The organism is Pseudomonas laurylsulfativorans, from assembly GCF_002906155.1.
Taxonomy (GTDB): Bacteria; Pseudomonadota; Gammaproteobacteria; order Pseudomonadales; family Pseudomonadaceae; genus Aquipseudomonas; species Aquipseudomonas laurylsulfativorans.
Genome location: NZ_MUJK01000004.1, coordinates 391,620 through 406,631, shown reverse-complemented (window position 1 = coordinate 406,631; position 15,012 = coordinate 391,620). Strand labels below are relative to the sequence as shown.

Annotated in this window: 11 protein-coding genes; 5 read left to right on the top strand and 6 right to left on the bottom strand. The window is 61.3% G+C overall.

Annotated elements, in window-relative coordinates; genetic code table 11:
• Positions 1–92 precede the first annotated feature (92 nt).
• Positions 93–1,055, top strand: coding sequence for an IS110 family transposase (locus tag B0D71_RS15745; protein ID WP_103393606.1), 963 nt, complete (start codon positions 93–95; stop codon positions 1,053–1,055).
• 83 nt (positions 1,056–1,138) lie between these two features.
• Here B0D71_RS15745 and B0D71_RS15740 read toward each other — a convergent pair whose 3' ends face one another.
• On the bottom strand, positions 1,139–1,912 hold the full coding sequence (locus B0D71_RS15740) for a helix-turn-helix transcriptional regulator (protein WP_103395582.1): 774 nt from the start codon (positions 1,910–1,912) through the stop codon (positions 1,139–1,141).
• Positions 1,913–2,022: 110 nt separating this feature from the next.
• Between B0D71_RS15740 and B0D71_RS15735 the strand changes: the two genes are divergently transcribed.
• Together B0D71_RS15735 and B0D71_RS15730 are read left to right on the top strand one after the other, a co-directional pair.
• Positions 2,023–3,126, top strand: coding sequence for an extracellular solute-binding protein (locus B0D71_RS15735; RefSeq protein WP_103395581.1), 1,104 nt, complete (start codon positions 2,023–2,025; stop codon positions 3,124–3,126).
• A gap of 105 nt (positions 3,127–3,231) precedes the next feature.
• Positions 3,232–4,359: a DmpA family aminopeptidase gene (locus B0D71_RS15730; protein WP_103395580.1), complete on the top strand. Its 1,128-nt coding sequence runs from the start codon at positions 3,232–3,234 to the stop codon at positions 4,357–4,359.
• Between the two features lie 310 nt (positions 4,360–4,669).
• Here B0D71_RS15730 and B0D71_RS15725 read toward each other — a convergent pair whose 3' ends face one another.
• Positions 4,670–5,290, bottom strand: coding sequence for a TetR/AcrR family transcriptional regulator (locus B0D71_RS15725; protein WP_103395579.1), 621 nt, complete (start codon positions 5,288–5,290; stop codon positions 4,670–4,672).
• A 165-nt stretch (positions 5,291–5,455) separates the two neighbouring features.
• Here B0D71_RS15725 and B0D71_RS15720 point away from each other — a divergent pair, with 165 nt between their 5' ends.
• On the top strand, positions 5,456–5,896 hold the full coding sequence (locus B0D71_RS15720; protein ID WP_103395578.1) for a hotdog fold domain-containing protein: 441 nt from the start codon (positions 5,456–5,458) through the stop codon (positions 5,894–5,896).
• 101 nt (positions 5,897–5,997) lie between these two features.
• Here the strand turns inward: B0D71_RS15720 and B0D71_RS15715 are convergent, their stop codons facing one another.
• The 4 genes from B0D71_RS15715 to B0D71_RS15700 form a co-directional block, all read right to left on the bottom strand.
• Positions 5,998–8,484 carry a TonB-dependent siderophore receptor gene (locus B0D71_RS15715; RefSeq protein WP_103395577.1) on the bottom strand — a complete coding sequence of 829 codons (2,487 nt, stop codon included), beginning with the start codon at positions 8,482–8,484 and terminating at the stop codon, positions 5,998–6,000.
• Between the two features lie 115 nt (positions 8,485–8,599).
• A complete protein-coding gene (locus tag B0D71_RS15710) occupies positions 8,600–9,553 on the bottom strand; it encodes a FecR domain-containing protein (RefSeq protein ID WP_103395576.1) in 954 nt (317 codons plus the stop codon).
• A gap of 3 nt (positions 9,554–9,556) precedes the next feature.
• A complete protein-coding gene (locus B0D71_RS15705; RefSeq protein WP_103395575.1) occupies positions 9,557–10,066 on the bottom strand; it encodes a sigma-70 family RNA polymerase sigma factor in 510 nt (169 codons plus the stop codon).
• A 98-nt stretch (positions 10,067–10,164) separates the two neighbouring features.
• A complete protein-coding gene (locus tag B0D71_RS15700) occupies positions 10,165–10,887 on the bottom strand; it encodes a GNAT family N-acetyltransferase (protein WP_103395574.1) in 723 nt (240 codons plus the stop codon).
• A 301-nt stretch (positions 10,888–11,188) separates the two neighbouring features.
• Between B0D71_RS15700 and B0D71_RS15695 the strand changes: the two genes are divergently transcribed.
• Positions 11,189–14,569, top strand: coding sequence for an Ig-like domain-containing protein (locus B0D71_RS15695; RefSeq protein ID WP_103395573.1), 3,381 nt, complete (start codon positions 11,189–11,191; stop codon positions 14,567–14,569).
• Positions 14,570–15,012: the final 443 nt, after the last annotated feature.

Sequence of the window (15,012 nt, the reverse complement as noted above, 5' to 3'; positions counted from 1 at the left end):
AAGGAATGCATCGGCTCGGACCGACGATAGAAACAAGCCAGCGCAACGGTGAACCCCAACAAGTCTTTAAACCCTAGCTCGGAGGGTGGGCCATGACAATCCTTGATTCTCAGGTGGTCGTTGGTGTGGATGTGGCGAAGGACGAGATTGTTATCTATCGATCCGACCTGGAACGAACCCGAAATGTCGCGAACAAGCGATCAGCCCTGAAGCAATGGCTCAAGACGCTACCTGCGAACAGCGCTATCGCGCTTGAAGCGACCAATATCTATCACCTTGATACAACGGAAATAGCCCATGAAATGGGCCATGACGTTTATGTCATCGATGGCTGTCGCCTCAACAAATACCGCGACGGAATAGGCATGAGGGCGAAAACAGATGCCTTGGATGCCGAACTGCTGGCGCGTTACTTGAGCAGGGAGTCCGACAGACTGAGGATCTGGAGTCCTCCGCCGAAGGCTTACACCCAACTCAAAAGCCTGCTTCGTCGCCGGGCTCAGTTGGTCCGGGGCTGTGTCGCACTCAAGCAAAGCTGGAAAAACGAACCCCTGCTCAAAGAACAGTTCAAGCAGCTTCTGGCCGCCATTGCCCAGTTCGAAAAAACGATTCAGAAAACACTCAAGGAGATTGCTGAGGACGCCGGGATGCAGGATCAGGTGAAGCGCTGCCAGGCCGTCGAGGGTGTCGGGCTCCTGACAGCCACAGCAGCGGCCACAGCGTTTTTGCGTGGAAAATTTGCTAACAGCGACGAATACGTGGCCTTCCTCGGCATGGATCCGCGGGTGAGGCAGTCAGGACAAAAGGATCAAAGGCGTCGACTCTCCAAGCGAGGAGACTCGGAGTTCCGGCGCCTGTTTCACAACAGCGCCATGGCCGCCAGCCGTTCGCCGATCTGGAAACCGTACTACGAGAGTTATCTGGCCAGAGGCCTAAAAGGTACTCAAGCCTTGGTTATCCTGGCACGCAAGCTGGCCAGAGTGATGTTCGCGTTGATGAAAAACCAAAGTGAATACAAGCCTAATTCTATGCTTGGGGGTTCCCCCCAAACATAGAATCTCCCACAATGAAATGCAGTTCAACTGTGGGAGCGAGCCTGCTCGCGAAGGCGACGGCTTGGTCAACCAGACAATCCGGATTAACGCGGTTGCAACACCAGCGCAAACAGCTCGCCATGCCCGTTGACGTTGAGCTTGTGGTAGACGTTGCGCCGGTGCACTTTCACCGTTTCCGGGGAGATGCCCAGTTGCTGCGCGATGGCCTTGCTGGAGAAACCCTGGAGGATCAGGCGCGCCGTTTCAATCTCGCGCAGCGTCAGGCGTGCGTCGAAGCGATCGAGCAAGGTCGCCAGATCGCCGGCCGGTGGTTCGGTGACCGGTCCTTCCAGCGGCAGCAAATCCAGGTGTCGGCGCATCGCGGCCAACACCCAGTCACGCACGCAAATCAAGCGGCCCTGCTCCTCGAGGCTGAAGCGCACCGAGCGCCCGAGGGACAAGCCGAGCACGGCACCATCGACGTTGACCATGAACTGCAACTCGTCCCCACCGACGACGGTGCTGAAGTAGCTCAGGTAGTACTCGCTGTGCTGGAACTGGTCAGGGGCGACCGATTCGAGGCTGTGCAAGCCATCGGCGATACCCGCGCAGGCGGCCTGATAGAACGGATCGAGCAGGTACATGCCGGCGCGGTAGTCCGCCAGTTCTTCCTGCTCATCAGCGCTGCCCTTGGCATCGAAATCAATCAGCAGGCGTGGCACATGGCCCGGGCGCATCAGCGCCACCAGCGCGTTGTCCAGCGGCACCAGCAAGCGCAGGGTGTCGACCAGCGCCCGCCAGAAACCTTCCCGTCCCACCGCCGTGAAGACTCGCGCCAGCCCCTGGTGCACCGGCAACTCTTTCAACAACGCGTCCACGCACTACCCCTTTTGAGTAACCCATGATGGGAATGGGTGAAGGTCACCCCGGTCGATACGCTGCAAACTCCTGATTACCACCGGCCGCAACAGGCCAGGAGTGCCGCATCATGAGTCGTCACCGCTTGTATTTCAATCTGGGGTTTGGCGCCAGCCTGGCGGTGTCGCTGTCGGCCTTTGCCGTCGAAGCCCCGACCGTGCATGTGTACAACTGGTACGACTACATCGGCCCTACTACCCTGCAGGATTTCAAGCGTGACACCGGGATTGCGCTGGTCTACGACACCTTCGACAGCGCCGAAGTGCTCGAAGGCAAGTTGCTCACCAGTCGCAGCGGCTACGACGTGGTGGTGGCCAGCAACTTCAGCTTGCCCACGCTGATCAAGGCTGGCGCCCTCGCCCCACTGCCCCGTGAGCAGATGCCGGACTTCAAGAACATGGACACCGATCTGCTGGCGAAACTGGCCAACAACGATCCGGGCAATCAGTACGCCGTGCCCTACCTGTGGGGCACCAACGGCATCGGCTACAACATCGACAAAGTGCGCGCGGTGCTGGGTGACAAGGCGCCGGTGGATTCCTGGGACCTGGTGTTCAAGGAAGAGAACCTGGCCAAGCTCGGCGAATGTGGCGTGGCCATGCTCGACTCGCCGTCGGAGATGCTGCCGGTCGCTCTGCACTACCTCGGCCTGCCACCCAACAGCACCAACCCCGAAGACTACAAGAAGGCCGAAGCGCTGCTGCTCAAGCTGCGTCCGCACATCGCCTACTTCAACTCGTCGAAGTTCATCAGCGACCTGTCCAACGGCAACATCTGCGTGGCGGTCGGCTGGTCCGGCGCGATGCTCGAAGCCAAGACCACCGCCGAGCAGGCCGGCAACGGCGTGAAGATCGCCTACAGCCTGCCCAAGGAAGGCGCGCCGGTGTGGTTCGACACGCTGGTGCTGCTCAAGGACGCACCGCACCCCGAGCAAGGCATGGCCTTCATCGACTACCTGATGCGCCCTGAAGTCATCGCCCCGGTCAGCGACCACCTCAACTACCCCAACGGCAACCGCAGCGCGACCACGCTGGTGGCCGAAGCGACCCGCAGCAACCCGGCCGTCTATCCGCCAGCCGAAGCCATGGCCACCTTGTTCACCCTCCAGCCACTGCCGCCTGCTACGGAACGGGTGCGGACGCGGATCTGGAGCAAGGTCAAGAACGGTCAATGACCGGACACCACAAAACCCTGTGGGAGCGGGCTTGCTCGCTCCCACAGGGGCCGTGGTGCCCAACAAATATTCTTTTTTCTGCCACGAATCGAAGATGAGAAAACCATGAAACCACGTGCCCGCGACCTCAACATCCAGTTCGGTCAACTGCAACCCGGCCCGCTCAATGCCATCACCGACGTCCCCGGCGTACGGGTTGGCCACAGCAATGTGCGAGGCCGCACCACCAACGGCCGCGACATCCTCACTGGCGTCACCGTCATCGAACCGCGCGCCGGTTCCACCAGCCAGCAACCGTGCTTTGCCGGTGTGCATGTGCTCAACGGCAATGGCGATGCCACGGGGCTGGAGTGGATTCGCGAAGCAGGCTTGCTGACCAGCCCCATCGCCTTCACCAACACCCACAGCCTGGGCGTGGTACGCGATGCGTTGATCGTGCTCGACCGCGAGCAGCAACCCGATGACGGGCGCCTCTACTGGAACATGCCGGTGGTGCTGGAAACCTTCGATGGCCTGCTCAACGACATCAACGGTTTTCACGTCAAGCCCGAGCACGTGGCCCAAGCCGTGCGCAGCGCCGAGAGCGGCCCGGTGACCGAAGGCAATGTCGGCGGTGGCAGCGGCATGATCTGCCACGAATTCAAGGGCGGTATCGGCACCGCGTCGCGACGCTTGAACAGTGCCCAGGGCGGCTGGACGGTCGGGGCGATTGTCCAGGCCAACCATGGCATCCGTAACGAACTGCGCGTCGACGGCTACCCGGTCGGGCGCTACATGGAACAGGTCGATTCGCCGTTCCTCAAGGCCTCGCTGCCCCATCCAGGCATGGGCTCGATCGTGGTCTGCCTGGCCACCGATGCGCCGTTGCTGCCGCACCAGTGCACCCGCCTGGCCCAGCGCGCCAGCCTCGGCCTGGCCCGCACTGGCGGCGGTAATGAAGACCACAGCGGCGACATCTTCATCGCCTTCGCCACCGGTAATGATGTGCCACCGGCGGCCTACGAGAGCAAGAAAGCGCCAACCACCGACCACCTGAGCATGGTCAACAACGACCACATCAGCGAGCTGTTCCTGGCCGCCACCGAGGCCGTGGAAGAAGCCATCATCAATGCCCTGCTCGCCGCCGACACGGCCGAAGGCAACGGGCACAGCGTACAGGGGCTGGATGCCGACACCTTGCTCAAGGCATTGCGCCGCGCCGGCTGGCCGGGGGACGCGACTAGCGGTACTTGAGTGAAACACTCGGTCTTTCTAGGATGAACTTACGCAGTCGCTTGTTAACTCAAGCCGCTGCGTAGGTGGTGAGTGAACTGAACCCCTACCAAGCTCACCACTTGATTCATGCGCATCTTGAGCCTCAAGGGCTCTACTTCCTCCCCATCAAAGAGCTTTGAGGCTCTTTTTTTTGCCTCTGAAAAACACACATTTCTCCCCTGTAGGAGCGAGCTTGCTCGCGAAAAACCTCTGGACAACGCGGTCCTTCAGATAGCGCGCGTTATCGTTGGCGTCCATCGCGAGCGAGCTCGCTCCTACAAGGGGATTTTCATTGGGGCTCGGTCGGGCATAGGGAACGCCACGCCGCCTGCGCCAGCATGTCCCGGTATGCCTTCGGACTGCCCTTGACCCGGCCCGACAACCAGGCGCGGCAGTAGCTGTCTGCCTGGCCGACAATCATTGACGGTATCAACTCCGCCGGAAAACGCCCCAGTTCATTGCCGTGTGCGCCCAGCCACTCGAGCAACTGCTTGTTGCGCGTCCTGTTGCGGGTGGCGAGTTCCTCCTGGAACGGCCCCTTGGTGACGGCAAACCGCGCGTGGTACTGGAACCGCGCCCACTCCGGCTGGCTGTCGACCCAATCCACATAGCTGTGCACCAGCGCGTGCACGCCTGCTTGAGTGGTTTGGGCCTCAGCCAGGTAGCTGTCGCGCAAACGGGCCTGGTCATCGAGGGCGGTAAAAAACAGCGCCGCCACCAGCCCTTCCTTGTTGCCGAAATGGTGATAAATCGCGCCGACACTGGTGTCGCATTCGGCGCGAATCATTTCGATGGTCGTGGCCTCGATCCCCTGTTCGTTGAACAGGCCGAGGGCCTTTCTGAAGATGTCGCGCTTGAGTTCGGCGCGTCGTCCGGGGTAGCAGCGTTCGAGCAGATCGGCGGTTTCCATGCAGAAAAACAATCCAGAAAAGTCATCGGTGGAGGCTGGCGGAGGCCAGCGAACTATTGGCGCTAGGTTGACAGATTTCTCCTCGACAGAATACTGTTCCGTTACAGAACAATATTCTGTAACGGAACAATATTCTGCAATCCGTCATCCTCAAGAGGCATCAAAATGAGTCAGTTCCTCAGCATGTTCAACAGCGCAGGGCCAGAAGCGTTCAGCAAAATGGCCTGCCAGGTGGCGCCCTACTTCTCCACTATCAACCCGCTGGTCAAGGATTTGCGCAAAGGCAGCGCCACCGTGCACGTGCCATTTGCCCGGGAGATCACCAATCACTTGGGTACGGTGCATGCGATCGCCATGTGCAACGCCGCGGAACTCGCCGCCGGGATGATGACCGACGTGTCCATTCCCGCCGGCGCACGCTGGATTCCCAAAGGCATGACCGTGGAATACCTGGCCAAGGCCAAGAGCGATGTGACGGCGATAGCCGAAGGAGATGCAGTGGACTGGACCACCGAAGGCGACAAGATCGTGCCGGTGGACATTCATGATGCCGAGGGCAAGAAGGTGTTCACGGCGCGGATTACCATGAATGTGAAGCTGGCGTGAGTACTGCCCGGGCTCTCGCAGACAACCGATGACCGTAGGAGCCGGCTTGCCGGCTCCTACAGGGGATTTGCGGTGTTGGGCAGCCTTCGCGGCGACAACAATTACCAGTCGTACGTCATCTCGACCGACGCCACCCGCTCTTGTCCGTAATAGCAACCGAACGAATAGTTGCAGTCCGATACGTACTCACGGTCGAAGATGTTCTGCACGTTCAGGCGGGTCTGCAGACCGCGCAGGCTCGCATCCAGTTTGCTCATGTCATAGCTGACGGTGGCGTCATACACGACCCAGGACGGCACGTCGAACGAGTTGGCCGCATCACCCGGCTTGCGCCCGGTATAGCGGGCACCGGCACCGAAGGTCAGGCCATTGAGGTTGGCTTGGGTGAAGTGATAGTCGACCCACATCGATGCCGACACCGGCGACTGCGCCTCGTTGCGGTGGTCCTGATTGCCCCAGGTGTCCTTGGTGTAGAACGAGTCCATGTAGCTGGCGGCAGCCATGACGTCGATGTTGTCGAGGCTCGACTTGACCTCCAGCTCGATGCCCCGCGAGCGCATTTCGCCGCTCTGGGCCATGTACTCCGGGTACACGACGTCGCCCGTCAACACGTTCTTCTGCTTGACCTCATAGACCGAAGCGGTAATCAGCGTTTTCTCGAATGGCTGGTACTTCACGCCGACTTCGTACTGCTCGCCCTTGGTCGGTTCGAACGCCTTGCCGCCGCGCTCGGGTGCCGCCGTGCCCAGGGTCGGCAAGAACGACTCGGAGTAGCTGACATACGGTGCCAGGCCAAAATCGGTCACGTAGGTCAGGCCCACCCGGCCAGTAAACTGGCTGTCGCGCTTGGATTCATGGGTGGACGCCAGCAAGTCCTTGTTGTTGATTTCCGCCCAGTCCTGGCGGCCACCAATGGTCAGGATCCACTTGTCCAGCTTGATCTGGTCCTGCAAGTACACACCGGTCTGGCGCAGCGTGTTGTCCCACTGGGTGGTCAGCGTCGGCGTCACGCTGCTGGTGTCGTAGTTGTTCTTGCCGTACAGGTCGACCGGCAACACGTTGTTGGCGTTGTAGCCATCGTACTTGCGGGTGAAATGGCGATAGTCCACCCCCATCAATGTGGTGTGCTCCAGGGCGCCGGTGTTGAATTTGTATTCCAGGTTGTTATCGATGGTGTACGCGATGTTGTGCTGGTGCCAGTCGACCTTGGCGCGGTTGGCCCGGGTGTAATCGGTCACACCGCCTTCGGTGACGAAGCTGCGCAGGTAGAAACCTTTATAGCGGTCACGCACGTCGGTGTAGCGTGCGCTGGAGCGGTATTTCAGGTCTTCGCTGAAATCGTGGGTGAAGTCGTAGCCGAAGACATACTGATCGCGTTTGTAATCGTTGAAGTTCGTATCGCCGGAGAAGAAGTGGCGGTTGATCCGCTCACCGTTCGGTCCACGGTCGAGGGAACCGATCCTCGGCAGCGACTGATAATCCGGCACGCCGTCGTCGCGCTGGACTTGTGCCAGCAAGGTCAGGGCGGTCTCGTCGTTCATGTTCCAGGTCAGGCTCGGCGCCAGCAACATGCGCTGGCTGTTGTTGTGGTCGACCTGTTCATTGCCTTTATCGGCAACGCCGACGAGACGATAGAGGAACTGTTTCTGGTCATCGAGCGGGCCACTGGTGTCGAAGGCGCCGTTGACCCGGTTGTAGCTGCCCGCGCCAAGTTTGACCTGGTTGCGCTGCTCGCTGGTCGGGCGCTTGGAGACCATGTTGATCAAGCCGCCCGGCTGGTTCTGCCCGTAGAGCACCGACGACGGCCCCTTGAGCACTTCGATGCGTTCCAGGGTGTACGGATCGATTTGCGGCGCACCGCCCAGGCTACCCGCATACGGGATGTAGGCGCCGTCCAGGTACAGCGGCGTCGGCGCGAAGCCACGGCTGGTGATCTCGTCGGCAATCGAGTTACGGTCGGTGAAACCGCCGGTGTTCAACCCCGGCGTGTAGCGCAGGGCCTGGGTCAGGTTGCGCGCCCCCTGGGTCTCCACCTGGGCGGCGGTGACCACGTTGATGGTCTGCGGGATCTCCAGGATCGGTGTGTCGGTCTTGGTGGCGGTGGCACTGCGGGTGGCGACGTAGCCGTCCACCGGACCATACGCAGACTCGGTTAGCGCGCCGGAAATGCTCGTGGCGCCCAACTGCAATGCCGTACCGCTGGCCACGATCGGCAGCAGCGAATAGCTGCCATTGTCATGGCGCACCGCTTCCAGTTTGCTGGCGGCCAACAGTTGGCGCAGGCCGGCGTCAGTGGTATAGCGGCCCTGCAACCCGGCGGTTTTCTGGCCGTTGGCATGGGCCGGATCGAAGGAAACGGTCACCCCGGCGATGGAGGCAAACTGGGTCAGCGCCGAACCCAGCGGGCCGGCCGCAATATTGAATTGCGCTTCGACATCGGTTTGCGCCCATGCAGGTTGTGCCACCATCGCCATCCCCAACGGAACGGCCAGCGCCATCCCCAGCAACGCCGCTTGCACGGCACGGTTCAGGGGTTTGACGGGTGACTGGGCAGGTGAATGGCGGTGTTGGGGATTGCGAGGGGTCATGCAGTTTCCTTTCGCCCGTTGGCAGTGAATGGCAGCGTCTGTTGCGCCTGTATCTACCAAGTCGAACGAGAATCAAAATCAACAACACCCACGACGAATTTTTTTTCGATCGTACTCAAGTCGGCTCCACCGAGACCCAGTAGCGACTGAACCGACGAATGCGCACGGGCAAGGTCGACGTCAGGTTGTCCAGCACCGTGTCGGTATTGCCCAGATGGAACGCCCCGGAAATCCGCAAAACCGCCACCGCCGGATCACACCCCAGGTGCCCGGGGCGATAACGCTGCAACTGCGCGATGAAGTCGCCCAGGCGCCAGTCGTTGGCCACCAGCATGTCGCGGGTCCAGGCATCGGCCTGGGGATTGGCCTGTTGCACGGGCTCAATACTGTTCTGGTGAAAACCCAACTGCTGACCGGCATCGACCCGCACCACCGGTCCCGACAGGCTGGCCGTGCGCACCTCCACGGCATGCTCCTGCACGCTGACTTCGCTGCGCCCTGCTTCGCTGCGCACCACAAACCGTGTGCCCAGGGCGCGAATGCTGCCCTCGGCCGTGTGCACGATGAAAGGACGCGCCTGGGGGTCGCGGGCGGTTTCGATCTGGATCTCACCCTTGAGCAAACGTACTTCGCGCAGGCTTGCGCTGTACCGCACGTCCACGGCTGTCGCGGTGTTGAGTTGCAGTTGCGTGCCATCGTCCAGGCGCACGCGGCGGCGCTCACCTGTTGCGGTGCGCTGATCGGCCATCAGGACAGGCATTGCCGTGGTGTTCCAGGCCAACGTGCCCGCCCCGCCCGCCACCAGCAAAATCGACAACACCTTGAGCACGTCACGGCGCCTGGCCCGGGCGCCGGCCAGGGTCGACCGACCGATGGCGGGGTTGATCTGGCCGAGCTTGTCCTGCAAGCGCGCCAAGCGTTCCCACGCCTGCAAATGGCGCGGATCGCGTTCCAGCCAACGCTGGTGCGCCTCGCAAACAGCCCCGTCCGGCGCCTCGTCGCGCAAGTCGACATACCAGCGCGCCGCCGCTTCGAGGGTGGCGTGATCCAGTGGTTGCAGTTGCGCCACGCTTCAGTCCTCGATCAGCAACAGACAGTGGGTCAAGGCGCGCACCGCATGCTTCTTCACCGTGTTGACCGAGACCTGCAAACGCCGGCCGATCTCGACGTAACTCAAGCCATCGAGCTGCGCCAGCAGGAAGATCTCGCGCGTGCGCTCCCCCAGGCCATCGAGCAGACGGTCAATGTCCATCAAGGTTTCGATGATCAATTCGCGGGTTTCCGGCGACACCGCCACGGGTTCGGGGATGGCCGCCAGGGTTTCCAGATACGCCTGCTCCAGCGCCCGCCGGCGGAACGAGTCGATCATCAGGCTGCGGGCAATGGTGCTCAGGTAGGCGCGCGGTTCACGCAACTCCAGGTTCTTGCGTTGGGTCAGCACGCGAATGAACGTGTCCTGGGCCAGGTCCGCGGCATGGTCGACGCAGCCAAGCCTTTTTCGCAGCCAGCCGCATAGCCAACCGTGATGGTCCTCGTACAGCGTGTGCACGGAGTGTTGCAGCGAGAAATCAGCGGATGACATGGAAACGACCCGAGACAAGAGTTATTTGATAATGACTCTCATTTTCTTCGAAGCCGGCACCGTTTGGCAAGACCGCTGAAATCGGCTGGGAAAAGCACTCAGACCAGGCGCAACCGAGGGCCTGCGGCCGGCACCGCATCGTCACCCAAGCGGCCCCGCACAAACTCATTGGCCTTGCGCGTCAACTGGTCCAGATGCCGGTCGCGCTGTTTTTCCGCATCGGTCATGGCCCGTTTGCCGTGCTTTTGCAGCAGGTAGGTATGAATCTGCCGCACTTCCAGCGAGCTGTAGATCGACGCCACATCCAGCAGCGCCATCAAGCCATCGGTGGCGTGGTCGCGGGTGTTCATCAACACCTGGGTCGCGCGCGCGCCCACCACCTCAAAGCCCATCGCCTCGAAATACGGCACCTTGGCCACCGCGCAGGTCAGCTCGGCATGGGGATAGCGGCCGACCATTTCCCGCAGCATCCGCCGGGCCACGCCCTGGCGCCGATACTCGGCCTGCACCGCCATGTACGCCACGCCGCATGCCTCGGAATCGTCCTGCACCGGCAGGTACAGTACAAAACCAATGACCTTGTCCGGGTCGTCTTCGTCAGTGGCGACGATCAACTCGACGGCAATGCCCTTTTCACCCTTCAGCGCCTCCAGATACAGGTGCACCTCATAGCCGATCGCGTATTGATAGAGGTTGTACAGCAGGTTGCTGGGCGAGATCGCGACCATACTGATGTCGGTCAGGTTGTCGACCACCATTTGCAGGATCTGGCTATTGATGTGCTCGGGGCACGGGGTCTTGAAATGGCTGATCAGGGGCATTGCGGTGACAGGCTCCGGGGGCAAGGGCCGCCTATCATAACGCGCCTGGCACCCGCGGTCCGCTGTATTACCCCTGCCCTCGCCAGTCCACGCAGGTCTATGGTGTGAGTGGGGAAAATGGGTGGGTGAAGCCCCCCGATTTTGAGGATTCCCACCCACTGCGGCGCTATCACCACAGTCTTTAATCTTTTGATACAAATCAAGCTTTCGCCTTTCCTCGGACCTTCCCTCGTTTGGCGCACCTCTTGCATCGACCGCTTTGCGAACGTCAGCCACATCGGCGCGCCCCGAGGGAAACAAGATGAAAAGCCTGCCTGCCCCCAAATCTCTCTATTTTTTCAGCAAACCGGGCATCGCCGCTGTGATGCTGATCAACGCCAGCATCGGCACCGTCAACGCCGCACCTTTGGACGATGTCAACCAGCCACCACCGACGGACCCCTCGGCGTATTCCAACCCGGCGGCCGACCCCAAGGCCGCGCTGGATGCCCTTCTGACCATGCCACCCGCCAACCAGGGTTCCATCGCCTATCCCAACGGTGTGTATGGCAACCGCGGCACGCCAACAGCCGATAACGTGCTGCCGCCAGCCCTGCAGACATCGTTCAAGATCCCCACCAACGGCAAGCCCAGCCCATTGTTCGGGGCGCAGCCGTACACTCAGCAACTGCTGCTGTTCGAGGAATTCGGCACGGAAAAACTCGACCCGACACTGCCGGCGCCACCCCTGACCTTCCCGGTTCCGACTGTCGGCCCGGCGCCCACGCAGGACCCGAACAGCATCGCCCGCAGCGGCCCTTCGGCCACGGCGCTGGAAGCCTTCATGCGCCAGCCGGGGCTGTACCCGTTTCCGTCGCAGTTTTCCAACGTGCTGGACCGCAACCCGTGGAAAGCGCAGATCGAAGCCTTCCTCAACCGCCAACCGGTCGGCTCGCCAGCCGAGGGGCGTCCGCCAGGAAAAGGCTGGTCGCACCAGCGCTGGAACGAGTTCTACCCACAGGTTGCCTTCAAGACCGTGCAAGCGGGCGCCAAGCTCAACGGCGGCATGCGCGACCGCAGGCAATTGCACAACTACGCCGTCGGTGAGTTCGGGCCTGGCGGGCTCTACTACCAGACCTCGGACATCCCGACCACCACGGGCACGACCAAAGGCATCGACACCCGTTTCCACCCCAACATGCCCGTTCAGAACCACAAGGCGCTATGGACTTTCGACGGCACCTTTCCGGTAAAACTGCTGATGGTGCGCTACGGTCAACCGACGCTGATGCGGCACTACAACGCCCTGCCGATCGATCCGTCGGCCAACATGGGCTTTGGCCTGCACACCATTACAACCCACGAACATAACGGCCACTCTCCGGCCGAAAGCGACGGCTTTGCCAATGCGTTTTTCTTTCCGGGGCAGTACTACGACTATCGCTGGCCGATGCAACTGGCCGGTTACGACACCATCAATACCAAGGCTGAAGACCCGCGCGCGGCGTTCCCCTGCGCCCCGGGCGAAACCCTGTATGTCAACGATGCCACGCCGGGCCTGAAGACGTGCAACAACGGCAGCATCAAGATTCGTGGCGACTGGCATGAAACCATGAGTACCCACTGGTTCCATGACCACATGCTCGATTTCACCGCACAAAACGTCTACAAGGGCAACGCGGTGATGATGAATTACTACAGCGCCCTGGACCGCGGTAACGAAGCCTTCCAGGACGGCGTCAACCTGCGTCTGCCCAGCGGTTCGGCGTTGCCCTGGGGCAACCGCGACTATGACGTCAACCTGCTGGTGGCCGACAAGGCCTGGGACGCCAATGGCCAACTGTGGTTCAACCCGTTCAACACCGATGGCTTCCTCGGCGATCAGATCCTGGTCAACTGGCAGTACCAGCCGCGCCTGAAAGTGCGTGCGCGCAGCTATCGTTTCCGCATCCTCAACGGCTCGGTATCGCGCTACTTCAGGTTCGCGCTGGTGCGTGAAGTCGCCGGCACCGGTGGCGAATTCCCCGGCCCGGCAGGTTCCGGCGTGTCGTATACCCGCGTGCCGTTCCACATGATCGCTAACGACGGCAACCTCATGGAACACGCCGTGCCGTTCGACGGCAGCATGGATCTGGACGGTGACGGCGATGTGCAGGACCACAACGCCATCCTGCCTACCCAGGGCATCGCCGAGCGTTTCGACATCATCGTCAACTTCGCGAAAAACGGGATCTCTGTCGGCGACAAGCTGTACTTCGTCAACCTGATGGAGCACCAGACCGGCAAGCAGCCGGAAAAAACTCCGCTGAGCCTGGCCGACGTCCTGTCCGAGAAGTACAAAGCAGTGCTCAAGCAGGGCAGCAAAGGGCTGGAATGGGACAAGGGCGACCCGGCGGTGGGCAAGTTCCTCCAGCTGATTGTCCAGCCTTATGCCGGCCAAGACCTGAGCATGAATCCCGCCGATTACGAACCCGCCAAACCGGGTAAACCGGTCGGCAAGGTCATGATCCCGCTGACCATCAACCGCGACGATCCGGCGATGCAGGCCAAGATCAAGGCGGCACGGCATCGTGAGTTCATCTTCGGCCGCTCCGACGGTACCGACGAAGCCCCCTGGACCATCAAGACCGATGGCGGTTTGGGCTACAACATGGACCCACGGCGGATCAGCGCCGCCCCGCAACTGGCCAACGGCCCGACCGATGCCGGCTTCTCCGGCGACGGCACCCTGGAAGTGTGGAAGATCAAGAACGGCGGCAACGGCTGGAACCACCCGGTGCACGTGCACTTCGAAGAAGGCATTATCCTCACCCGCGACGGCAAGGCGCCACCGGAATGGGAAAAATGGGCACGCAAGGACGTCTATCGCATCGGCGAGGGCATCGACAGCTCGGTGGATGTGGAAATGGCGATCCGCTTCCGTGAATTCGCCGGGACCTACATGGAGCACTGCCACAACACCCAGCACGAGGACAACTCCATGCTGCTGCGCTGGGATATCGAGCACCCTGGCCAGTTCCAGTTGATGCCAACGCCCCTGCCCGGCTGGGACGGCGTCAGCTACGTCAACTCGGCCGCGTTGCCTACTTTCCGCACGGGCGATACACGCAACAACGATGGCGACAACAAAAAACCCATCGCCAACCCCGACAGCGCCACCAGCAACGGCCAACCGGTGACCATCAACGTGCTGGCCAACGACTCCGACCCTGACGGCAACGTGCCGCTCAAAGTGGTGGGCCTGGAGCAACCGGACTCCGGCAAGGGCAGCGTCAGCACCGATGGTCTGCGTGTGATCTACACGCCACCGGCCACGATCCCCGCACCGTTCACCGCGACCTTTACCTATAAGGCCGCCGATGCCAAGGGTGCGGAATCGGCACCGGCAACGGTGTCCGTGGCGGTCTCGGCAGCGGTGGTCGAAAACCTGATCGTTACCAGTGCTACCGTCACCGCCCGCAGCAACGGCCGTTACTACTGGGTGCTGTCCGGCACCACCTCGCGTGGCCCGGGCAACAGCATCACGGCGACTGCCACGACCACGACCGGTACGGTGAACCTTGGCACCGCGACCCTGACGCCTACGGCTACAGGCGCGCGCTGGAACATAGCGGTGACGACCGTCGGCAGTCCGCCATCGACTAGCCCGACAGCGACCATCACATCAGCCTTCGGCAAAACCGTGACAGTGCCAGTGCACTAGAGCGGCTTGATCGGCGCCCGGTCCATGCAATGTGGACCGGGCGCTTTTTTTGGGCTTTCACTGATTTGGAAGTCACTTGCAGAAGCCAGCTTGCTGGCGATGGTCGTTAACGAAAACGCGTGCAAACTGGATAAACGCGCTGCACTTGAGTCCATCGCCGGCAAGCCGGCTCCTACAGGGTTTGAAGGTCACACGGTCACTTGTAGGAGCCAGCTTGCTGGCGATGGTCGTTAACGAAAACACGTGCAAACTGGATAAACGCGCTGCACTTGAGTCCATCGCCGGCAAGCCGGCTCCTACAGGGTTTGAAGGTCACACGGTCACTTGTAGGAGCCAGCTTGCTGGCGATGGTCGTTAACGAAAACGCGTGAAAACTGGATAAACGCAGCGCACTTGAGTCCATCGCCGGCAAGCCGGCTCCTACAGGGTTTGAAGGTCACGCG